The sequence below is a fragment of the Psychrobacillus sp. NEAU-3TGS genome, from assembly GCF_029955155.1.
In the GTDB taxonomy this organism is placed as follows: domain Bacteria; phylum Bacillota; class Bacilli; order Bacillales_A; family Planococcaceae; genus Psychrobacillus.
Window position 1 is genome coordinate 131819 of the sequence record NZ_JAPNOZ010000010.1, and the last position, 23288, is coordinate 155106.

17 protein-coding genes and 3 pseudogenes are annotated in these 23288 nt (G+C 35.5%); 8 read left to right on the plus strand and 12 right to left on the minus strand.

Translation table 11 applies throughout. From position 1 onward, the window contains the following. Positions 1–150 precede the first annotated feature (150 nt). The 3 genes from OR571_RS09170 to OR571_RS09180 all read right to left on the minus strand — a co-directional run bounded on the left by OR571_RS09170 (position 151) and on the right by OR571_RS09180 (position 4867). Positions 151–597 carry a DnaA N-terminal domain-containing protein gene (locus tag OR571_RS09170; protein ID WP_282242510.1) on the minus strand — a complete coding sequence of 149 codons (447 nt, stop codon included), beginning with the start codon at positions 595–597 and terminating at the stop codon, positions 151–153. Between the two features lie 108 nt (positions 598–705). Continuing rightward, a complete protein-coding gene (locus tag OR571_RS09175; protein ID WP_282242511.1) occupies positions 706–3102 on the minus strand; it encodes a restriction endonuclease-like protein in 2397 nt (798 codons plus the stop codon). Then, positions 3074–4867, minus strand: coding sequence for an McrB family protein (locus OR571_RS09180; RefSeq protein ID WP_282242512.1), 1794 nt, complete (start codon positions 4865–4867; stop codon positions 3074–3076). Before OR571_RS09180 ends, OR571_RS09175 begins: the two co-directional genes overlap by 29 nt. 137 nt (positions 4868–5004) lie before the next feature. Between OR571_RS09180 and OR571_RS09185 the strand changes: the two genes are divergently transcribed. Then, positions 5005–5982: an HNH endonuclease gene (locus OR571_RS09185; protein ID WP_282242513.1), complete on the plus strand. Its 978-nt coding sequence runs from the start codon at positions 5005–5007 to the stop codon at positions 5980–5982. A 177-nt stretch (positions 5983–6159) separates the two neighbouring features. On the opposite strand, the gene OR571_RS09190 is transcribed toward OR571_RS09185, so the two are convergent. The 4 genes from OR571_RS09190 to OR571_RS09205 all read right to left on the minus strand — a co-directional run bounded on the left by OR571_RS09190 (position 6160) and on the right by OR571_RS09205 (position 10517). Then, positions 6160–7374 carry a DNA cytosine methyltransferase gene (locus tag OR571_RS09190; RefSeq protein WP_282242514.1) on the minus strand — a complete coding sequence of 405 codons (1215 nt, stop codon included), beginning with the start codon at positions 7372–7374 and terminating at the stop codon, positions 6160–6162. A 1-nt stretch (position 7375) separates the two neighbouring features. Beyond that, a complete protein-coding gene (locus OR571_RS09195) occupies positions 7376–8452 on the minus strand; it encodes a DNA cytosine methyltransferase (RefSeq protein WP_282242515.1) in 1077 nt (358 codons plus the stop codon). Positions 8453–8484: 32 nt separating this feature from the next. Further along, positions 8485–8712: a single-stranded DNA-binding protein gene (locus tag OR571_RS09200; protein ID WP_282242516.1), complete on the minus strand. Its 228-nt coding sequence runs from the start codon at positions 8710–8712 to the stop codon at positions 8485–8487. A gap of 932 nt (positions 8713–9644) precedes the next feature. Continuing rightward, the gene (locus tag OR571_RS09205) at positions 9645–10517 is read right to left on the minus strand and encodes a hypothetical protein (RefSeq protein ID WP_282242517.1); all 873 of its coding nucleotides are present in this window, start codon (positions 10515–10517) and stop codon (positions 9645–9647) included. 361 nt (positions 10518–10878) lie between these two features. Here OR571_RS09205 and OR571_RS09210 point away from each other — a divergent pair, with 361 nt between their 5' ends. From OR571_RS09210 to OR571_RS09235, 6 genes are all read left to right on the plus strand, one after another. Beyond that, positions 10879–12027 (plus strand): ABC transporter substrate-binding protein, encoded by a 1149-nt coding sequence (locus OR571_RS09210; RefSeq protein WP_282242518.1) that lies wholly within the window; start codon positions 10879–10881, stop codon positions 12025–12027. Between the two features lie 79 nt (positions 12028–12106). Next, a complete protein-coding gene (locus OR571_RS09215; protein ID WP_282242519.1) occupies positions 12107–12991 on the plus strand; it encodes a branched-chain amino acid ABC transporter permease in 885 nt (294 codons plus the stop codon). Positions 12992–12998: 7 nt separating this feature from the next. After that, positions 12999–13979, plus strand: coding sequence for a branched-chain amino acid ABC transporter permease (locus tag OR571_RS09220; RefSeq protein ID WP_282242520.1), 981 nt, complete (start codon positions 12999–13001; stop codon positions 13977–13979). Then, positions 13951–14724, plus strand: a complete 774-nt coding sequence (locus OR571_RS09225; RefSeq protein ID WP_282242521.1) for an ABC transporter ATP-binding protein — start codon at positions 13951–13953, stop codon at positions 14722–14724. The genes OR571_RS09220 and OR571_RS09225 overlap by 29 nt, the downstream gene beginning before the upstream one ends. Further along, the gene (locus OR571_RS09230; RefSeq protein ID WP_282242522.1) at positions 14717–15427 is read left to right on the plus strand and encodes an ABC transporter ATP-binding protein; all 711 of its coding nucleotides are present in this window, start codon (positions 14717–14719) and stop codon (positions 15425–15427) included. The genes OR571_RS09225 and OR571_RS09230 overlap by 8 nt, the downstream gene beginning before the upstream one ends. A gap of 53 nt (positions 15428–15480) precedes the next feature. Beyond that, entirely contained in the window at positions 15481–16605 is a 1125-nt protein-coding gene (locus OR571_RS09235; protein ID WP_282242523.1) for an alpha-hydroxy-acid oxidizing protein, read from the plus strand. A 208-nt stretch (positions 16606–16813) separates the two neighbouring features. Here the strand turns inward: OR571_RS09235 and OR571_RS09240 are convergent, their stop codons facing one another. The 3 genes from OR571_RS09240 to OR571_RS09250 form a co-directional block, all read right to left on the minus strand. After that, complete coding sequence (locus OR571_RS09240; RefSeq protein ID WP_282242524.1) at positions 16814–17113, minus strand: hypothetical protein; 300 nt, start codon at positions 17111–17113, stop codon at positions 16814–16816. Beyond that, a complete protein-coding gene (locus tag OR571_RS09245; protein ID WP_282242525.1) occupies positions 17088–18092 on the minus strand; it encodes a glycerophosphodiester phosphodiesterase in 1005 nt (334 codons plus the stop codon). The genes OR571_RS09240 and OR571_RS09245 overlap by 26 nt, the downstream gene beginning before the upstream one ends. A gap of 149 nt (positions 18093–18241) precedes the next feature. Continuing rightward, a complete protein-coding gene (locus tag OR571_RS09250) occupies positions 18242–19396 on the minus strand; it encodes an ABC transporter substrate-binding protein (protein WP_348775042.1) in 1155 nt (384 codons plus the stop codon). Positions 19397–19735: 339 nt separating this feature from the next. Here OR571_RS09250 and OR571_RS09255 point away from each other — a divergent pair. After that, positions 19736–21726 (plus strand): annotated as a pseudogene (locus OR571_RS09255) (catalase). 109 nt (positions 21727–21835) lie between these two features. Here the strand turns inward: OR571_RS09255 and OR571_RS09260 are convergent. Together OR571_RS09260 and OR571_RS09265 are read right to left on the minus strand one after the other, a co-directional pair. After that, a pseudogene (locus OR571_RS09260) lies at positions 21836–22051 on the minus strand (ankyrin repeat domain-containing protein); the annotation flags it as partial. A gap of 178 nt (positions 22052–22229) precedes the next feature. Then, a pseudogene (locus OR571_RS09265) lies at positions 22230–22726 on the minus strand (ankyrin repeat domain-containing protein). Between the last annotated feature and the right edge of the window lie 562 nt (positions 22727–23288).

Here is a 23288-nt window from a genome sequence, read left to right on the forward strand (position 1 = left end):
TAATACTAATCTCATTTTAACATTTCAATTTTGTAAAAAAAGAGAAAAAACATCTTAAAATGTAAAAAATTTGAATAAACAACACTCTGAGATCGATATCACATAGTTTTTATGACCAGAAAGAAAAATTAAAAAGTAAAACAATTCCCTCTAGAACCCGGCACTAAACACTAATTTTTTTATTAACTTGGAATTCCAAAAATATTCCATTCTTGTCACTTCTTTAACTGTCGAAAGAATTTTACTATAGTAATGCTTTTTGACCCAATCTAATTGAAAGCTGTTGTTACAATTAACACAAATATGTTGGTCTTTTATTTTTACTGCCCAAGTTCCTTTCAACCATGTCTCAAAAGGAGCCGGTGAAATGTCTCGCTCAAGGATCATCAGCACCATATACCAGTCTGCAAACTCTTCTCCGTCGATTATGTTTGATTTTTCATTTTGGAGCTTCTTTTCCCTATCTGTATCATCTATTTCTTCCAATAGAATTTTAAACGTTCCAACTCTAGGTATGTTGATTGTTGACACTGGTCCGTCTGCCTTCATGCTTTTAAAATGAAGTAAAAGTTCAGCTTCGGATTCTATATTTACCATTAGTTTCACATATCCTTTCAAACATTAATTGGAGTTGATAATAAATTTAACACAATGGAAATTTTAATTACCATTACTACTTTCTGAATAAAAGCTATTCCAATTAGATTAACTTAACAATTTTTGCACTGCTCGTACTACTTGATATGGTTTTTCAAATATATTTTGTTCACTGATTCTCTCTTCTCCGACCATCAATATATTGTCCTGTAAAGTGAAACGATGGCCGGCAAAGTGGAAAGCAATTACTGAACAGTCATCCGATAATACTTGGGAATCTAAATCCACAACGATATCGCGTGAAACTCGACGTAATGCTCGCCATACAGCATACTCTAGTTCACTTCGAACAAATAGATCATGTAATCTATTCGCTTCAACTAAACTTGTTTTTGTTGTCATAAAGTTACCATCTACACGGACATCTTCCACATCAATATTTGTAAGCGTAACCCATGTATCAACTTCAAATATGATTTTGTCGGTTGTTTCTCTTTGACCCACAACTTTTCCATGTTCTATACGACCTTCCTCTTCAATAAACAAGATAAGCCAGGTTACTTGCGAGAATTTTGCCGGTAAATCGTACTTCTTTATTTCTAATTTCCGTTCACTAAAGTCGTATGAAGTTGTTTTAATGAATAAAGCGAGGTTGTCTAAAGAAGTACTTTTCGGCTCTAATACGCCAATTGGCAATATCCCTTCCTTCAGCAACTCATCCCCATTCTTATTCAATAAATTATATATTACTTCTGATACAAGATCAGTCGCATTTGGCAAAAATGGCAAACCGCCGATATTCACCGAATCTATACTTTTATACAAGGGGTGTTTTTTGAATCCTTGCATGTCTTTCCAAGGGAATAAAACATATGCTCCAAATGCTGTTCGCTCATACGCACCGTTATTCGCCACAACAATCGCATCTCTGTAACGATGCATCGTGTTAATGTCTTCTTGCTTTGGTGCAGGTCCTAGTTTACTACTAAAATCAATTTTATATTTTGCGTCAAATATATATTGAAATTCGTAGTCCTTACCTTTCTTCGCAATACTAAGCATTGAATCAGGTTTTTGCTGTACTGTTGGTACGCTCTTCCCGGTATCATATTGATAAACTAATGAAATTGTTTCACCCGTTATTTTATGCTCGAATGTCCGCTCAACACGCTGACCATCCTTTAAATTTACATATAAACCATTTGAGTCAAATTCGATGACATTTTGCTTTATCTCATGACATGTTTCAGATAAAATTTTACCAAGCTTTAAAAATGTCCAGTACTCATACAGCTTCCAAATACTCTTTAAAGACATTTTATATAGCTCTGCTTGCAACACAATACTTTGAGCTAAAATAGCATAAATTTGATGCACTTCACGGTAACCGGGCGCCATTTGCAACACCAGGCTATGCACTTGGCGATCTAACTTACCAATACTAAGCCAAAATGATGAATTCAAGCGCTTTTGCATTCGATTGTCAATAGCTTTTAAGTCCCTCACTAATTCTAATGGAATGACAAAAGTCTTATCCTTTGATTTTCTTGTTTTTTCTATTACCTCAATCAGTACATGCAATCTTGACGTTATTCGCTGCATCGTCCATTTTACATAACGATTTTCAAGGGTATCAAAACTTTGCTCTTTTTTTGTAAGCAACCCCTTTATCGGCATCAAGTTCTTTCCAGCAATATCAATCCCTTTTCCAATAGGCACTTCCGTAAACTGTCGTGCATTTTTTCGTAAATATGCATACCCATGGCTATCTTGTTTACGCAAACGTTCTCCGCGTACTTCTATATATTGCTTTGTAAGCTGATGATGAGGCATGCGCTCAATTTGGTCAATAGCCTTTGCATAATTTTCAATATGCGCTGAAAACAAACGATAAAATTCACCAAGAGAAGGATCCTGGTAATATTTCGCTTCACCTAAGACATACGTTCGTTGCACAAATTGATACGCTAAATTATAGAGCTCTTCCTGCACCTCAAATAATAAGTCTTTATAATCCGTTTTATAGTCAAGTTTCGTAGGAAACACTTCAATAAGCACATCTAGTAACGTAGTATCCTCCTCACGTATTTCGAAAGAGGATAACCCTACTTCGTTTTGAAAATGTAATGTCCCGGATAAAAAGTTTAATCTTCTTGTCTTTGTTACCGCTTCCCGAAAAGGAGCATATTCATGAAAGAAAGATACCTCTCGTCCTTTTGCAGGTTCTATAATTACTTGATAGTAGCCATTTTCAAAAAAGATAGGTGGTAAATCTTGTCCCGTATACGGTACAAGTTCACCCATCTGTGCATCCAAAATTTCCACACTGTTTACTTTTCCTAATGCTTCATAACGAAATTGCATCCTGTCTTCCAAACTATACGGAACAAATTTATTTTGGTAACGTTCGAGATTTAAGTCTCCTTTAACAACTAGCGTAAACACATCCGTCTCAATACAAAGCAACTCTACATTTTTAAGAGATCCAGAAGGAAGTGAAACCATCCACTTTTAGCCTCCCTAACATCTCATCAACCTTAGCAATGCTCTTCGGATATTTTGACACTAGACCATCTTCCCACTGCTCAGTCCATACCTCTCTTAAGCCCATTAATACATCCCGGGCAGCTTGACCTCCGCTAATACGTGGCAATATTTTTTGCATATAACAGAAGTCCATCGCTTCATCTTCACTTAGTAATCCCGCTACCGCATTATGAACCATGTAGAAACAAATCTCATCGCGGACTCGGTAACCAACTTCTGCTTTTATTAATGATAAATATTGATTAATGCTACTTAGTTGAGTTGAAATTTTTTCAACTAAATCCTTGTGCTCAAAATAGACATCACTAATTTGTATAAAAGAAGCTTCTAAGTGTTCATTTGCTATAGCACTTGATTCAACCTGTTCGCTATTTTCTAGGAAACTAAAGTTGTTTAAATCAATTTCATTAAACTCAATTGTATTTGCACGGTCTAACACTTTTTTACTGAAAGGATACGTTGTTTCATCCATATTCACAGTACCAATTATGTATAAATTATTTGGCAAATAAATTTTTTGTTTCTCTTGTTCTTTGGGTATTTCAAGTAGAACTGAAGATACAATTTGATCTTCTTGTCTATTGCGACTTTCCATAACACTTAAAATATCACTAAAATAATACTCAACGCGCGCTAAGTTCATTTCATCTAAAAGAACAAAATGTGGTCGCTCTGGTTGCGCTGCCGCACGTTCGATCATTTCTGTAAGTGGACCTTTGATAAATTTTCCTGTTAAATCGGCATATCCAAGCAATTCCGAGCTATCGCTCCAATCAGGACGAACCGGAATCAACTTAAACTGGCCATTGTCCTCCGTAGCCCCAATACTCTCGGCAAACAATCGCACAATCTTCGTCTTCCCTGTTCCAGAGATACCAGAAATTATTACGAATGGCTTGCTTCGAAGGGAGAGGTATAGGTTTTTGATGTTTTCTAAAGAGTAGGAAAAGCCCTTAGATATGATGAAGAAATAAATATGGTTAATTAATTGAATATCATTTAAAAATACCGTAGACATTTCTTCATCTTCTCTAGAAGCTCCTCTATATTCTTTTAATTCTAATAGTATTTTAAGGCTTGTATATTTTATAGGATTCCCGCTACCTTTATGTAAATCACCAATGTCTAAACCGATTAATTTACTTTTTATCTCATCCGATGCAACTTTCCCCTGTAAAATATATCTGGCTGGTTCCCTTCTCGGTAATTCTTCTTCAAAACCTAAGAAATCATACACTTCAATAATTTCATTCTGATAAACTGCACAATAATATTTTAAATTCCTTGTGGCGGTCTTTCCAAAACTGGCTACCCAGCTAAAACTTGTAGCATGATACAGCTCTTCTGGGGTCATATTTTCTTTGTAGGATTTATTAATTTTGATTAGGACTACATCTTCAATTTGGATCATACTGCTTTTTTTCAAAATATCCTCGTCCCCTTCATACTTATTTACAGTTCCTAAAAATTCTTTATATTTTTTCAAACCTGAACTACTCATTCGATTTCCCAAGTTATCATAAGCTATAAATTCTGGGTTATTGAGTATTTCATTTATTTTAGAAAATTCAGTTATTCCATATACATTTAATATGTTTTCTTCACCCCCTATATTAGAAAATTTATCTTCTACATAGCGAATACCTCTTAGATAATTCTTTATAGTAGTCTCACTTAATGGTTGTTCATTTAGCCATTTTTCGAATGATTCTTTATTAGCCATTAATTAGTCTCCTATTCGTCTTAACGATCTGCCTTTACATGAGTCAAAATAAGTTTGGAAGTATATTGATAATAGAATATAATAAAATTATAACAATAATCGTATTATATTATTCTGATTTTTCGAGGTGTCAATATATGACTTATTATTTAAAAAAACTTGGTCATCAAGAATTGGGAAGTGTCACGGCAGCAAGACCCACTCCTTCTAGAGGGAGATATATTTATATCTCTAAAAATATAAATGTACTTTCATTTTTCCCTCCATTATCTGAAACTGTTAAAAATGATTCATCCTTACTACCGATAATTCCCTTATATTTAAATGAACCTGTAAAAATTTATTGTAATTATATTTATCATAATGACCACTTGTTTGGTGGTTCACGTAATGAATATAGAATCTATTTAAATAATGAATTGGAAAATAATACTTTCTTATTTACTAGTACCGATATAGTTGTTTTTAAAAAAGAAGAAATTAAAATTGAGGACGAAACTCAGATTGTTTACTTTTTAGAATTACTTAAAAATACAGACGGCTTATATGATTTTTGTAATGATATTATTGAAAAGTCAAGTATACGTGGAGATCATGCAACTTACGACGGAGAACTCAAAATTGTTGATGACAAAATTAGTCGTTTCTTACAACATGGAACTTTTAATCCTATTGTAGATGAAACAGTGGCTAAAAAAGTTGAAGAATCTCCTAATAATATAGAAAACTTATTTAATGCGACTTCTTTTAGAGATTTTGTAATGACAGGTTATGGCGGGGTTTGTGCTATTACTGGTAATGTTATAAAATACGGCCAATTCAATAATTTGGAAACAGCACATATTAAACCCAAAAGTCATGGTGGGACATATTTACCTAATAACGGAATACCCCTTAGCAGAGATATTCATTGGGCTTTCGATAAAGGATTCTTTACCTTATCTGATGATTATACGATAATGGTGCATGAGAAAGTAGAAAATGAGTATTTAACTTCATTAGATGGTTCTAAAATTAAAATACCCGAAAATGAATTTTTCATGCCAGATAAGTCTAGTCTTAAATATCACCGTAACTATGTCTATGGTTTGTTTTTAACTTCAGGGAGACTCTAAAATATAATTTTGTGAAATTATAAAATAGCCTAGGGAATAAAAATTCTCTAGGCTATTGTTATTTAAAATGCAAGATAACACTTCCGTAGTTAAATAAAATAGTTAGTACATCTTTTCAATCATATTGTAATCTTTTCCTTAAAAAGTACAGATATAATAAATCCATTTCTAATTTTATTACAAAATTTCTAGGAGTGCCAGAGCTAGCTTTTCAGCAAACTTTGGAGGTACAGCATTACCTATCATTTTATAATTGTCTCCTGCACTAGATATAAATTCATAATCGTCAGGAAAAGTTTGTAATTTGGCAGCTTCACGCACTGTAATAGAGCGAGCCTGTTCAGGATCTGGATGAATATGACGTAGACCATCTTTATATAAATGAGCTGGTATGGTATTACTTGGTTTATCCCAACGTAATACATGATATTTGTGAACATTTGAGTTTTTACCAGTAAGTCGTGTATACAAATTTCTTAATGCCTCTGTCGATGTGTATTCGTTTCTACCTGCCTCAATGTCTTCGGCTAGTAAGCGGAATATATCAATATCCCTTGCACTGTGGAATCTTGGCATATGATTTTTAATTGCTTGATCTTCACTATAAGAGTGTGATAACTTTTTTCCACCTATTTTTTGAATTGTATCTAATGGAAACAACCTCGGAAGGTCAAATAATGTATCACGAACCGTTCGAGTGTTCTCTTTATACTGTGGCAAAATATTAGAGTAAAAGTCTAATAGCGTTTCTTGAGGATTTTCATATAAATCATTTCGAAGACCTATTAAAATTACACGTTTTCGTAATTGAGGAACACCATATTCTGCAAGATTTATTTGTGCATGAGTTCGTAAATCATCAATGATTGTATAGCCTAGATCATTAATAGCGTCCCTTATTAAAGTTGTAACAGGCACCCCACCTGGAGTAGCACTTAACATGCCAGGAACATTTTCAAATACGAATACTTTCGGTCGGTATGCGCCGATGATTTTTAAGTAACTTTCGAATAGATAGTTTCGATAATCCTCACGCATACCATTTTCATCTCTGATTCTGCCTGCCACGGAGTATGCTTGACATGGAGGACCACCTATTATGACATCAACCTCTTTATTATTAATTAGACTGTTCAGCCCCGGATGTGATCCGTAATCTCCATCATCGGACCATCCGTTTAATAGCTCCTCTGAACGCTGAATATCAAATCGCATAACAATTTCATCCGCATTTGGGTAATCCCATCTTGTTTTTAAGCGATTGATAAGGTTTAACACTTGTGGCTTTTCCCATTCAATAGCAGCTAATGTTTTATATTGATTAGTTGCCTTAAAACCTTCAGATAAACCTCCGCAACCTGCAAAAGCATCGATAAAATTATAAGTTGCCATATTATTTATCCTCATCAGTAATATATTTTTTTAATTGTTTCCCCAAGGCAAATCCTAAAAGTGGAGGAACAGCATTCCCAACTTGTCTATATTGTTGCGTTTTGTTTCCATAGAATCTGAAATCGTCTGGGAAAGATTGTAATCGAGCATTTTCTCTAACAGATGGTACTCTATTGAATTGATAATGGAAGTGATTACGATGACCAGTATCAATTGTTTTAGATGGTTTATTACGATGATACCTAGTCCATGCCTCGTTAAACTTTCGACTATTTCCTACACCAGGTGGTAAATCTTTATGGTTCCCACCTTCTGGAACTTGGGAAATAACATCGATTACAAGTTCGGTATGTTTTGTTCCGACATGGTTAAATAATTCAGTTGATTTTTTACGCATTAACTTTTGATACTTACTTTGTGGAGCTGATTTGTAAGAACTTACTTCAGACCCCAAATTGTCATCGGTGAAATCGTGCAAATCACTTATTGCATCGCCACATGTTACGTATTTATCAGGCGTTAAAATTGGTTCCGGGAATTTAAATGTCTCTCCATGTAGAAGTCCAACAAAGAAAAGACGCTTTCTGATTTGTGGTACTCCGTAGTCTGGCGCATATAAAATTTGATCATTGACTGTATATCCTAAATCAGTGAATTCTTTTATGATGGCTTCTCGAGCCTTCCCTTTATATAAGGTAGTTAAGCCAGGAACATTTTCTAAAACGAAGGCCTTAGGCTGGAAGAATGCTACAGCATTAACCATTGACTTAAATAAAGTATTTCGTTCATCGTCTTCCTCACGTTTCCCAGTCAATGAAAATCCTTGACACGGTGGTCCACCTATAATCAAATCGACTTGACTATTATTTGTTAGACTGGCCATTTCTAATATAGTTGAACCTTCAAATAAGTTTCCATTCATTGCGACAGCACCATTATGGTTTGCTTTAAAACTAACTAGTGCGTCTTTATTATTATCAATACCTAATAAAACTTCATATCCAGCATCCATAAATCCTCTTGATAGTCCACCGCATCCACAAAACATATCGATTACGGTCGGTTTTTTCTTATTCATAAATTTCAACTCCGCATATATTTCTCTGTTAATTAAATTTTTGTATAAATTTGTTGATTTGCACTGCTTTTTTTAGTCACTTTTATCCCCTCTTTTAAACGACCGTTTTTAACTTCGTTTAAAAATAAAGAACCTAATAAACGGCGTTCACCTATTGCTAGACGATTCCATTCATATCCTTTAAATAGGTCCTTCACCAAGAATTCTTCATCAGATTGCAAGTATTTAGTTTCTTTCATTGCAATTTCTAAACAGTCCATATATTTAACCCTCCATAAACATAAGCATAAGCTTATTCATATGTTTATATTAAAGGAAAAGAGATTCATTGTAAATGGTCTACCCAACCACAAGGAACATACGTTCCGTATATAGTATATCAAATTGGAGGTTCAAAACCAATATAAAAATGGAGTGCTAAAATTATCTTATAAGATTTTTAAATATAAGCACTTTTAAAAAGTAAGACCCCGATGATAATGATCTAGATGAAAATACAATTGATTCAAATAAAAAACAGAACAGGCATATATAACAAAGAGAAGACTCTATTCTAGAGGTATGCACTGACCTAGAAAAATGAGTCAATTTAAACAGAAAGGGCTGCCGAAATTGTAATTTCGGCAGCTTGCAAGATTGAAACCTATGCTTACTACGTTTTTATCTACTCACTCAATCATCAATATCTCCCGATTATCCTCCTCACTCTTACCAAAAACTCCATCCTGTTCCGAATGTATAATTTCATCGATTAAACTCATCTTGCCCCCGTTAAGTTTAAGTTGGTGCCTCTTACTTATGATGCGATGAGGACAAAGTTATTGGCTATTCGCTAGGATTAATCCTTCTGAGCGGCACTCAAAGAAACCCCTGATACAAGTGTCACTCATTCAGGGGGTTCATCATTTAATTCTATTTCTTCCTATTACTTACTCCTTCTTAGAATGAAAATCTCCAAGTAAATCATCTAAACTTTCGGGTTCGACATTCTACGCCACCCTGTATTAAAAAATTTATGTTTTTTTTAACGCATAGTCATAAATCTAATGGATGGTGTGAGTAACTCCTTAACCAAGGTTATAAGGAGTACCTACATCTACATAAGCTATTACTCTTACAGATACTCCAAATTCTTCATCGATTTCTCGATGAAGAGTTCTTGAGTATTATCCATATTAATGATGAAGGTATCTTAAAACGAAAGTTGCTGTGTCCAATAAGAAGCAACTAATGAGGGTAAGGTCATTCCGTGAATTAATAATCCTTCTTTATTAAATACGATTAATTCAAATTCATTATTTTCCATGTTTTTTCTAACTTCACCAGTAGCACAGAAAATGACAGAATCATTCTCTTCCGAAAAGCGCTGAATATATGGAAATAAATTAAAGTATGTTGGAGCTGAAGCAAAAAATGCTTTTTCAAATTTCACATTGATATACGTATTGTTTTTAAAAATCCTTACAATTGTATTTTGCTCTGAATAATCTACACTCTGTATTCTACCTATCAACGTTCTAGCTTGACCCAAGTCATTTTTCTTTAATGTGTCCACATCTCTTTTGTACAATCTCGCTTTTAATTTTGGAGAGTCCTCCGTTAACATACTAGGATCAAGAATCATATGCATAGTGAGTTGTTCTGATGTGCTTCTTTTCCTTAATCGCTTATTTCTATTATTTCTTTGTCTACTTTTATCTTCTAATCGTTTTACTCTTTCCTCTTCACTCAACACTTCCAATTCAAATGCTTCTTTTTGTGATCTATTCATTTGGTCACCATAAACCACACCAATTTGTACATTAGACCTCTTACCGCTGATTTCCCCTTCTTCTTTATCAAAAAAATGCAGGCAATGCTTGGAATGTAAGCTATACCTCCAAGTTCTTAGATAACTTCTATTGCCAGACTTTGCGACAAACGATAACTTTGCATTGCACCCCTCTGTAGAGCAAAATAATTTCCTTCTATAATTTTCTGTATATCCTTTTGGAGTAATGTCTTTTAATTCGAGAACAATTTTTTGACCATTATTCACATAAATCGAATCAAAGATTTTAGCCAATTCCCCCACCCCTTGAATCAAAATTAGATTAAAGACAATTTACTAGCCTACTATAAATTAATAATTCGACATATAACTGGAAATTCCTCTCATCATTAAAAGGTAATTCCTAAACAACAGGCGTGTTAGACTAATAGCTTTTTTGAGCAATCACTATTAGATAAAACTAGAATTTCCCTCATTAAAATCGCGTTCCTGTGTCAGAAACAAATGATCGTCTTCTTTGAAACAGGAAGCTTTTAATCTAACACTATCTATTTTTGTATAGAAAATTTAAATAATTCTAAATAATAACTTTACTTTACAGAATTTATTGGATTTAATAGAACTGTACGGTAAAGAATCTATAGGGGGTAGAGAGATGAGAAATAGTTTTAAAAAAGTATATCTATTAATCTCAGTTCTAATGGTAGTTATGTTAGCTGCATGTAGTGAGGATGAAACGAATGCTACAAGTGAAAAATCTGGAGGTCCTGTCTCAGCAAAAATAGGCGTTATATCCTATATGACCGGCCCTGGGGCAGCATACGGGGAAGCCATTACAAATGGATTTAACTTAGCCCTAGATGAGATTAATGAAAAAGGCGATGTGAAGATAGAGCTTATTATTGAAGATTCTGCTGGAAAACAAGACCAAGCATTGACTGTTGCTCAAAAACTAATGAGTTCAGATGATATTGTAGCTTTACTTGGACCAACTTTAAGTACTGAAATGAATGTTGTTGGACCAGAAGCAGACATAAACGGAATTCCTATTATGGGGACTTCTACAACTGCTGCAGGTATTCCACAGATCGGTGAGTATGTTTTTAGAAATTCGATACCTGAGTCTCTAGCAATACCCGCTGCTTTAGAAAAAGCAGTGAATAAATATGGAGCAAAAAAGGTTGCAATTCTATACGGAAATGACGATTTGTTTACACAGTCGGGATTTGACACGATGAAAGCAGAAGCAGAAAATATGGGCCTAGAAATTTTAACAATTGAAACTTTCCAGAAAGGCCAATCCGATTATAATGCACAACTAACAAAAATAAAGGATCTTCAACCAGATTTGATCTTAGCTTCAGCTCTTTACAATGAAGGTGCGGTTATTATGGATCAAGCAAGAAAAATGGGAATTGATTTACCTTTTGTGGGAGGAAATGGTTTTAACTCTCCACAAGTTATAGAAATAGCTGGAGAAGCATCAGAGGGCTTAATAGTTGCAACTCCTTGGTTTGGTGAAAAGGATGATCCGAAAGTGCAAGATTTTGTTAAAAAGTATGAAACTGAGTATGGTCATAAACCAGATCAATTTGCTGCACAAGCGTATGATGCACTTTATATTATGGCTGAGGGCTTGAAGAACGCTGGAGTAGCTGATAGAGACGCACTTCGAGATGCACTTGCTGAGATAAAGGATTTAGACGGTATACTTGGGAAATTTTCATTTGATGAAGATGGCGATGTGATCATGGAACCAACAGTACTCATTATTAAGGATGGGGCATTCCAACAATTTGAGTAAGTAGGTTTGCACTTAGCCATTTTGTACAAATACAGGTAAGGGTAACTTGCCCTTACCTAATTTGAAAGGGTGAGATTTCTTGCTATTAGAACAAATAATCAATGGAATAACACTTGGAAGCATTTATGCCATTGTTGCCCTAGGTTTTACGCTTGTATTTGGTGTACTTGGCATTATTAATATGGCACATGGTGAGATTTTTATGATTGGGGCTTTTATCGGGGTACTAATAACAAGTGTGTTAGGGCTGCCATTGTGGATCGCGTTCATTGCTGCAATTGGAGTCACAGTTATTTTAGGTTATATGCTTGAGCGTATTGCATTACGCCCTCTCCGCGGTAAACAGGGTGTTTCACATCTTGCTCCTTTAATAAGTACGATCGGAGTTTCTATTTTATTGGAGAATCTCTCTCATCATATATTTGGCGCTGGTAACCATCCCTTCCGCCATTCATTTGCGCAGATTCAATTTCAAGTTGGTTCCATAACCATTTATCTTGTTCAAATTTTAATATTTGTCATATCAATTACATTAATGGTTGTACTCTCCTATTGGCTTTCCAAAACGAAAGCAGGGAAAGCTCTTCGTGCTACAGCAGAAAATTTAGAAACGGCAAGTCTGCTTGGTGTGAATACAAAACGAACGATAACAACAACAGTAATTCTTGCTTCTGCACTTGGCGGGATAGCTGGTATTTTAGTAGGAATGGCATTTAACTCTGTTAACCCCCAAATGGGATTATCAATGGGACTAAAGGGTTTAGCAATTATTATTTTAGGTGGAATGGGGAATGTCAAAGGAGCAATGGCAGGAGGATTACTTCTTGGTCTTGCTGAAACGATGATTGTTGCTTACGGTGACTCCGGATATCGTGATGCGATTGCCTTTATAACAATCATATTCATTCTTCTCTTACGACCACAGGGGATTTTTGGTAAGAATACCGCTGAGGCAGGAAGGTGATGATGGGATGTTAGGAGATATTATAAATCCATATCATTTACAAATAATCTCTTTTATTCTTATTAATATAATTCTAGGAATAAGTATTTACATTACTCTTTCCTCTGGTCAACTATCTTTAGGAAATGCTGGTTTTATGGGTATCGGAGCTTATACTTCCGCCTTATTAACAATTAACTTTGATCTTCCGATTTTCCTAGGCATCATCTTAGGTGCAGTTGTGGCAGGTGTATTTGGGATTCTAATTGGTATTCCTGCACTTAGACTATCTGGAGTCTATTTGGCCATTGCTACCTTAGGTTTTGGTGAAGTTATCCGGGTAATCTTTGTAAATTGGGAATCTATTACACAGGGCTCCATAGGTCTATCTGGTATTCCACATCTAGGAAGAGAACTATTTAAGACCTTTAAGCTTACAGGATTCGATCCTGACATGCTCGGGTTAAAGAACAATCAATTTATTTATTTACTAGTCGTGTTGATCTTATTATTAGTGAATATTTTACTCGTATGGTTCTTTATTAGACAAAATAAATCGCGTGTTGGAAGAGCTTTTGCAGCCATTAAAATGGATGAAAAAGCTGCAGAGTCCATGGGTATAAATATTACCTATTATAAAGTTCTGTCCTTTACGCAAGGAGCCATTTTGGCTGGCTTTGCTGGTGCCTTGTATGCCCATGTAATGGCCTATATCAGTCCTGCTGACTTTGCCTATCACCGCGCAATAGATATCCTTATCTTCTCCATCTTTGGTGGTAGTGAATTAATCTGGGGGGCGATATTCGGAGCAACATTTATGACCATCTTACCTGAGGCTTTACGATTTATAAGTGATTACCGTTATATGATATATGGTGTAATCCTTATTGCCATGATGGCATTCCGTCCTCAAGGAATTATAGATGTGTCTCTTCTAAAGTGGTTCAAAAAGAAATTAAAGTTAAAAAGGGGGGGCAGCCTTGGTATTGGAACTAAAAAATATAACTAAGAACTTTGGCGGGATTTCCGCTTTAACGGATGTATCCTTCCAGATTAATGAGGGTGAAATATTCGGTTTAATCGGACCCAATGGTGCTGGAAAAACGACCTTATTTAATGTGATTACGAACATGTTCCCCCCTACTTCTGGAGAGATCAGATTTCTTGGCGAAAAAATATCAGGCCTTAAACCACATAAAATTACCGATAAAGGAATTTGTCGTACATTCCAGAATATCCGACTTTTTTCGCAAATGTCGGTACTAGAAAATGTTTTAGTTGGAGGGCATTGCCGCAGTAAATCAGGTGTGATAAACAGTGTTTTGAGAACTAAATCGCAACGTAAAGAGGAAACTAATTCACTTGAAGCTGCATTAGAACTATTAGAACTAGTAGGTTTATCTAAGTTTCAAGACTCTATCGCTGAAAATTTAGCATACGGACAACAAAGAAGACTTGAAATCGCTAGAGCTTTGGCTAGTAACCCTAAGCTCTTACTGTTAGATGAGCCGGCAGCTGGAATGAATGAAACCGAAACAGAAAGCCTATTTGATTTAATAAAAAAAGTACAAAAAAGAGGCGTCACCGTGCTATTAATCGAACACGATATGCCCTTTGTTATGAAACTGTGTGATAGAATAACCGTTTTGAATTTTGGGAAGAAACTTGCAGAAGGAACACCAGCAGAAATCCAGAACAACCAAGAAGTGATTGAGGCATACCTCGGTGCAGAGGAGGACGATGAAATTGCTTAAAGTAACGGGCATTGAAACTTTTTATGGGAAAATCCAGGCTCTTAAAAGCGTAAGCCTTGAAGTGGAACAAGGTCAGGTCGTAACTCTTCTTGGTGCAAACGGTGCAGGAAAAACGACGACGATGAAAACTATCTCTGGATTATTGAAACCAAAGCATGGAACAGTTGAATTCTTAGGAGAAAATATTACTGGACTTAGACCCGATCAACTTCTAAGAAAAGGAATTGCTCTTGTACCTGAAGGTAGAGCAATATTATCCAGTATGACCGTTATGGAAAATCTAGAAATGGGTGCCTACCATCGAAATGATAAAGAGATAAAAAAAGATATTGAAGAAGTAATGTCCCAATTTCCTATTTTAAAAGAACGAAAAGAACAACTTGGAGGTACACTTTCAGGCGGACAACAACAAATGCTCGCTATAGCTAGAGCTTTACTTTCCAAGCCCAAATTATTATTACTAGATGAACCTTCTATGGGATTAGCACCATTAATTGTAGCTGATATCTTTAAAATGATTCGAGAAATAAAAGAAAATGGAACGACAGTTCTTCTGGTAGAACAAAATGCAAAACAAGCTCTAAAAGTCGCCGATTATGGTTTCGTGATGGAAACTGGGAAAGTAATTATCAATGGTGAGGCTAAAAGTTTATTAGAAGATTCAAGGATCGTAGAAGCTTATCTTGGCAAAAAATCAAGTTAAGTTGACGAAAAACTCTTTTTACACATCCAAGGAGGTAAGAAAGGAAGATACCAATGACAAATTCTGTTTCTAATCTAGAATTACCCCATTCTGTTTCACTATTAGAAAAAGTGGCCGCTGAGTCTATAGAAAACGGCCCTTTTACATATGTTCATAGTGGGTCTGGTAATGAGATTACGTTAAAAGCTAATATAGATGCTTTTGAAAGTTGGCAAATCGTCCCTAAATATTTAAATGACGTCAGCATTCGGGATACTTCCTCCAAAATATTAGGTACTACATTTCCTAATTCTTTCGCATTAGCTCCTGTTGGTGTACAAAGCATCTTCCATCCAGAAGGAGAGCTAGCTTCAGCACGAGCTGCTGCCCACCACGGGGTGCCGTTTATCGCTAGTACTTTTACATCTCATTCACTTGAGGAAATTGCTACTCACCTTGGAGATACCCCTCGCTGGTTTCAATTATATTGGTCTAAGGATGAGGAGTTAGCAATAAGCATGGTTAAACGAGCAGAAAAAGCAGGTTACTCTGCTATCGTCATTACGGTTGATACATCTTTGATCGGAAACCGGGAACGAGACTTAAATAATGGATACTCTCCCCTTAAACTAGGAAAGGGATCAGCTAACTATATAAATGATCCTGTTTTCCTAGAGAGATTCAAAACTCGCCCTTCTTCTGATGACAAGGGAGTTATAGACAAAATAGGGGATTTATTATTTAATCCTTCGTTAACATGGGAAGACTTACGCACGATTAAAAAGCATACCTCTCTACCAATTTTATTAAAGGGTATTCTTCACGAAGAGGATGCATCTAAGGCACTGGATTACGGGGTGGATGGACTAATTGTTTCCAACCATGGTGGTAGACAACTTGATGGTTGTATCTCTTCATTAGAGGCCTTACCTCCTATTGCTGATGTAATTCAGGATAGAATACCGATTTTGTTAGACAGTGGAATTCGAAGAGGATCAGACGTTATTAAAGCACGTGCTCTTGGTGCTTCAGCGGTTTTACTAGGTAGACCCTTTGTCTATGGATTAGCTGTTTCAGGGGAGCAAGGTGTTCGACACGTTCTAAAGAATCTTATAAATGATATTGACACCTCCTTGGCTTTAACAGGATGCACATCCATGACCCAAGTTAATGAGTCTATAATTCGCAGAAAGAATTGAAACTTAGGCTACACCTTGTATAGTGAATCCAAAACCTTTCAGTTTCACTAAAAGGATTACTAGAAAATAACTGCCATCATCGTAGTACATTCATATACAATTAATCCTATTTGACAGAATTAAAGTTTAAAATTGAAAAGATAGAGAATGGTTCATATAAGAATCCTCCCTCTATCTTTTTTGTATCATTTCTCTATCTGCATTGATTTCATATAATAACTTTACCTTCATCGTCTTTTATATCTACTATGTACTGACAAAATGTTTCAATTACTTCCCTTTCTTCTATTGACAATTGCCTATATTCCTCTGTATGTTGCTCTGACAGTTCTTGCAATTCCTCGTAACTAACTTCTCTTTTTCGTACAGCACCTTCCACCTCTATTGCCTTTTGCTTTGCATCAGCTAGATTCGTAAAAGCATAGGCTAATTCCTCATCTTCTGTGGAGATGGCTACACCATCTGTATGTTTATAGTAATGCTCACCTATTTGTATAACATAATACACAACCATATTCAGTGAATCCAAGTTGCACCTTCTTTACTTTCAGAATGCTTGTTTTTCTTTTTCGCTTCTTCAAATTATCAATTATACACCATCTAATCCAACATCCACTGACATTATTGCAACAGTCTTTTGTGTATTCAATATAATCCGTAAAATATCCATCCACATTGAATGCTTTGACACGTTTCTGCTCATTTTTTTGTGTTTCTTTATCTGTAAAGTACACATGTACTTCTTTTCCTTTTAGATGTAGTTCATTAACAATATCTAAATTTACATCCGTCGATTCAATACCAATGAATGGATAGGGCGATAATAAAGCATCTTTTAGATCAAATTCCCCTTTACTATATAACAAAGTTAAGGGTATTTCAGGCTCTAACTGGTGTATTTTGTTTAAGCTTTGGCGGGAAAAGGATTGAATCGTGACTAACTCTTTTGATATCAAATTATTTTCTTTCAGCAGTTTGATTAAGGCTTCCTTCATCTTTAATTCACCATTAACCAACCTTGTCTCAATATAGTAATGTTCTGTATCGTTAAAAGTTGCAATGATTTCATCCAATGTTGGTATTTCTTCTGATAATGTTTGACCATTGTATTCGCCAATAGTTGGAATAGATTTTATTTCTTCCAAAGAATAATCTATAACTTCTCCGTTTCCACTCGTTGTACGGTCAATTGTTTTATCATGCATTGCAATTAGTGAACCGTCTTTTGTCATACGCAAGTCAATTTCTAATGCATCAACACCATCTTGTGCAGCAACTCTATAAGCTGGTACCGTCCCTTCGTTTACCCGGTCATTAGCACCGCGATGTGCAATTATTTTTGGTGATTCTGCTACAGACTGTGTAACATATAACGCTTTGTTTGAAATTATATTGGATTTGGTTACTATATTAGTTCCAAATATCTCTAAAATAGACACGATTGCTACCATAGACAGGATAGTCATCAATACATTTTTTTTGGTCAATTACTCCCGCTCATTTCTAAAGGATAGTCATTCCCTATCTTCTCTCTGTTTTTTATCTTTCATAATCATAATAAACAAAATTAGAAAAAATAAGAGAAAAAGTAATGGTCAAGCATACTTTTTTCTCTCGAATATTATTCTTATAATTTTTACTCGCCTCTTGCAGCATTAGCTTGTTCAATAGCAGCATTGTATTGGTCAACTGCAGTAGTATATGCTTCGTTTACATCTCCACCATTATAGATAACTTCAAGAGCGGTTTCCATAATTTTACGACCTTCTGGAAGCATATCCATTAAAGCCCCTTGTGTTGCATAAGAAGCTTTTGTATCTTGTAACTGGTCAACTGTAACTTGCAATTGTGGTTTTTCAGAATGAGCATCTTTTACAACCTGTTCTTCATATGCAGCTGGGTTGATAGCAAAGTAACCAGTACCAACATGCCACTCGGCTTGGACTTCTGGAGTTTGTAAGTATTTCATAAACTCCCAAGCAGCTTTTTGTTCTTCTTCTGATTTACCATCAATCATCCAAAGACTTGCCCCACCGATAACAACACCTTGACGTTCTTTATCTTCTGGATGTGGTAAGTAAGCAATTCCTACTTCAAATGGTGCATTATCAATAACATCTCTTGAGCTAGCAGAAGATTGTAAAAACATGGACACATCACCTGCTAAGAAACCAGCCATCATGTTATCTCCATTTGTACCATAGTTAGCAAATGTTTCATCATCAACCATACGTTTTACCCATTCTAAAATGGATTTACCTTCTTCTTCAGTCCAACCAATTTCAGTAGGAGTATCCGTACGTCCATTATCATTATTCAATAATAATGCACCTTGGTTAGCTAATAATTGCTCCCATAACCAACCATATGCTTGTAATGCAAAACCCTTCATCTCTGGATTAGATTCAACGATTTTTTTGCTTGCTTCTTCTACTTCTTCGTATGTTGCTGGTGGAGTCTCTGGGTCAAGTCCTGCCGCTTTAAATGCATCTTTGTTGTAATACATGACAGGTGTTGATGAGTTAAACGGCATTGAATAGAATTTACCATCTAAAGAATAGTAATTAGTAATATTTTCTTCTAAGCCACTCAGATCATAGCTATCCGCATCAACGAACTCTTGAATTGGCGTGATTTGTCCGCTATTGATCATTGACATTGTTCCAATTTCAAATGTTTGAATTACTGTAGGTGCACTATGGTTTTTTCTAAACCAAATAGGAATCCCTATTTTAATACTTAATCTTTTCTCAAGACTTGGAAGCTTCTTTTCTCTATCTGGATCATCTATTTAATAGTATCTTAAATATCCCCACGCCAGGTATTTTGATAGTTGACATAAGTTGATTTGACTTTATTGTATTTAAATGAAGTAAAAGGTCAGCTTCGGATTCTATATTTATCATTTTTTCTCATACCCTTTCAAGGATTTATTATATTAGATAATAATACATCTATAATGAGGGATTATAGAGTTCCAATCTAATTATCCAATACTAAACCCAAAAGAAAATACATACAGTATATATAGAGCCCAAGTGTGGCGTAGGTTAGTAAACGAAGGGAGGATTAAGTGGATAAATCGTCGTCAGATCAAAATAAAAAGGAACAGCAATTAGAACAGTTCCGTATGAACAATGATGGGAAAAAGCTTACCACCAATCAAGGATTAAGAGTATCCAACGATGAAGATTCCTTGAAGGCTGGGATACGTGGTCCAACAATTATGGAGGATTTTCATCTTCGAGAGAAAATAACCCATTTCGATCATGAGCGAATCCCAGAGCGAGTGGTGCATGCTAGAGGATACGCTGCTCATGGAGAATTCGTGTTGTATGAATCGATGACGGAATATACGAAAGCAGGCTTTTTGCAAAAGCTGGTACGAAAACTCCTGTGTTTACGAGGTTTTCCAATGTTGTTGGTAGCTTGGGTTCCCCTGATACAGTTCGTGATGTTAGAGGTTTTGCGGTTAAGTTTTATACGGAGGAAGGAAATTATGATTTAGTTGGAAACAATATTCCTGTTTTCTTCATACAAGATGCTATGAAGTTCCCAGATCTCATCCATGCTGTTAAGCCAGAACCACATAATGAAATGCCACAAGCAGCTTCTGCACATGATACATTCTGGGATTTTGTTGCAAATAATCAGGAGTCAGCTCATATGATTATGTGGCATATGTCTGATCGCAGCATACCAAAGAATTATCGGACGATGGAAGGGTTTGGGGTAAACACTTTTCGTTTTGTCAATGCAGAGGGAGTTTCTAGGTTTGTGAAGTTCCACTGGAAGCCTGTACTAGGGGTTCATTCGCTTGTATGGGATGAGGCTCAGAAAATTTCTGGGAAAGATCCAGACTTTCAGCGACGGGATTTATGGGAATCAATCGAAAATGGCAATTATGCCGAGTATGAACTGGGTGTGCAGTTAATAGACCAAGCTGATGAATTCAAGTTCGACTTTGACGTGCTTGATGCAACTAAAATTTGGCCAGAAGAGCTAGTGCCTGTAAAAATAATTGGTAAGCTAACATTGAATCGAAATGTTGATAATGTTTTTGCGGAAACAGAGCAAGTAGCATTTCATCCTGGAAATCTAGTACCAGGTATCGACTTTACAAATGATCCGCTTTTACAAGGGCGTTTATTCTCGTATATAGACACACAATTACTTCGGCTTGGTGGTCCAAATTTTACGGAAATTCCTATTAACCGACCAATTTGTCCATTCCATAATAATCAGCGAAACGGCTTTAGTCGTCAGACAATAAACGTTGGTCAAGTAAGTTATCACAAAAATTCACTCGCAAATAATACACCTTCCACAAGTACAGCAAAAGAAGGTGGATTTGTACATTACGCAGAAAAAGTAGAAGGACGCGTCATTCAGGCAAGAAGCGAGTCATTTAATGACCACTTCTCGCAAGCAAGGCTTTTCTGGAACAGTATGTCGCCTCCGGAAAAACAGCATATTATTGATGCATTTTCTTTTGAAGTTGGTAAAGTTAACAGTCGAGATGTAAGACAGCAAGTGGTGGATATGTTCGTTCACGTAGATAAAGCAATGGCAACCAAGATTGCAGATAATTTAGGGGTAAATAGACCGACCGGGGAACAATCCCAAGTCACTGCCTCCTCCCCTGCACTTAGTCAAGAAAACACTGTAAGGGTTCCACAAACGCTGAGAGTGGCTGTGCTGATCGGTAACGACTTTAATCTTCCCGAAGTAGAATCGACTATAAAAACACTAAGACGGTACGGTGTAGACTATAGAATTGTGAGCGAAAAATTCGGGACTATTAGAAGTTCAGATGGACAAAAAGTGAGGGTAAACGAAACATTCCTTACTACCTCTCCTGTTTTGTTTGATTCGGTCTATGTCGTCGGGGGAATAGCTAACCATCAAGCAAAGTTAGATTCGGATATAACCAACTTCATAAATGAAGCCTATAAGCATTATAAGCCAATAGGTGTAGCGACTTCTGGAGTTCCTTTTTTCAATAATTCCAATGCAAAACCAGGACCCGGAATTGCATTTGCTTCAAATAACCCCGATTTCGGAATAGAGTTTGTTAACATTATCGCTCAACAACGGTTCTGGGATCGAGATATTTACTAGATTTGTAGGAAAAGAGAAAGCTACCAGGTTCTAACACAATATTAGTTTGTGTTAGAACTTGCACTCGTATAATTTATTAACCACTTTAATTATTCCTGCATCGCTTTTTTTATCCCTTTTCATCCACCTTTCGCTTTAAATATTCAGCAATTTCTGTTTGCTCTCTTTCAACGGCATATGCTTAAGCATCCATCTCTTTCATGTTTTTACCCGAGTATTTTATATAGATATCTATATTATTCTCAACTAACAATTTAACAATCTAAAAATGACCACCATATATTGGAGAAAATAAAGGATTTCTAAAAGGTTCACCTATGTTAATATTTCTGGTTCTTTCTTAAGTAAATCTTTTAATGTATCCAATTGATCATTTTGATAGCATTTCTGAAGTCTTTTGCAATTTTGGTCTTATCCATTTTAGTTTCTCCTTTGACTTCCAACAAATTGTTGAAAAATCCTTTTAAATACATAATATTCAGACTTATTCCCAGGGAAATAATTTATTCCTTTTCATTCTTCTTTCGCTTTAGGTACTCAGCAATTTCTGTTAGCCCAAATTCTTTAGCATACTCATAGGCATTCATATTCTTCATATTTTATCCGGTATATCTAATTGAAATATCTATTCCTTTTTCAACTAGAAGATCCACTACTTCTTTATGTCCTCCATAAATTGCTATAAATAACGGGTTTCTTTTTGCTAAACTCACATCTAGTTCTGCCCCTGCTTTTATTAAATATTTTACTATCTCCAAATGCCCTGCTCCTGAAGCCACTCTTAAAGGAGAAGCATCAAATACATCCCCTTTTGTGTTAACCTCAATTCCTTTATCGCTGTTTCAAAGTGCCCTTTCTTTGCTGCAACATGTAGCCAGGTTTCAAATGGTGTCATTGTATGTAAGGACTCTGGATTATCGTCTATTAAACGCTTTACTTCTTTCATATCTCCAAGCTTAATAGCTTTTCTTATAGCTTTATTCAGATTTTTTTCATCCATAACATTTACTCCTGACTTCTACTTCTTGTACAAGTTACAACTATAAGGCACACACAATAATTTCACTAATAGGGTATGTTCCCTTCCACTCACAAGGCCATCCACCTTGTTTATATACTTTAAAGATTTTTCATAAAAGTTATCTGACTTCCCATTAACTAATCGATTTAAAGCACACATCGTATGGCCTCCCTCAACTTCTTCTTGAATACCAATATAGTCAAAAGAAAGAAATTCATTCATGTAATTATGATTGCCACCAATAAAGTCACATAAATCATCTTGCTGAGTTATGAAATGTAAATTATATATCTTTTCAACAATACCTTCTGCTTCTTTTGTTTTAACGTATTCCCAGCTTCATTTGAGTCCTAAGACCAGGCAAGATTTTGTGTTGCATAGAAATCATTTCGTACCTAATAAAAGGTAGCAGGTTCTAATACAATTTATAATTGTTACAATACCTTATGATTATGCGATTTGTTTATCACCCTATAATCTTCTGAATATTCATTAATAAATATTGTATATTCCACAATCTTTCGTTACTATTAATTTATAA

Coding starts and splice junctions, on each gene's coding strand:
- OR571_RS09170 (WP_282242510.1), bottom strand. CDS start 597: ATGGTAAATATAGAATCCGAAGCTGAACTTTTACTTCATTTTAAAAGC.
- OR571_RS09175 (WP_282242511.1), bottom strand. CDS start 3,102: ATGGTTTCACTTCCTTCTGGATCTCTTAAAAATGTAGAGTTGCTTTGT.
- OR571_RS09180 (WP_282242512.1), bottom strand. CDS start 4,867: ATGGCTAATAAAGAATCATTCGAAAAATGGCTAAATGAACAACCATTA.
- OR571_RS09185 (WP_282242513.1), top strand. CDS start 5,005: ATGACTTATTATTTAAAAAAACTTGGTCATCAAGAATTGGGAAGTGTC.
- OR571_RS09190 (WP_282242514.1), bottom strand. CDS start 7,374: ATGGCAACTTATAATTTTATCGATGCTTTTGCAGGTTGCGGAGGTTTA.
- OR571_RS09195 (WP_282242515.1), bottom strand. CDS start 8,452: ATGAATAAGAAAAAACCGACCGTAATCGATATGTTTTGTGGATGCGGT.
- OR571_RS09200 (WP_282242516.1), bottom strand. CDS start 8,712: ATGGACTGTTTAGAAATTGCAATGAAAGAAACTAAATACTTGCAATCT.
- OR571_RS09210 (WP_282242518.1), top strand. CDS start 10,879: ATGAGAAATAGTTTTAAAAAAGTATATCTATTAATCTCAGTTCTAATG.
- OR571_RS09220 (WP_282242520.1), top strand. CDS start 12,999: ATGTTAGGAGATATTATAAATCCATATCATTTACAAATAATCTCTTTT.
- OR571_RS09235 (WP_282242523.1), top strand. CDS start 15,481: ATGACAAATTCTGTTTCTAATCTAGAATTACCCCATTCTGTTTCACTA.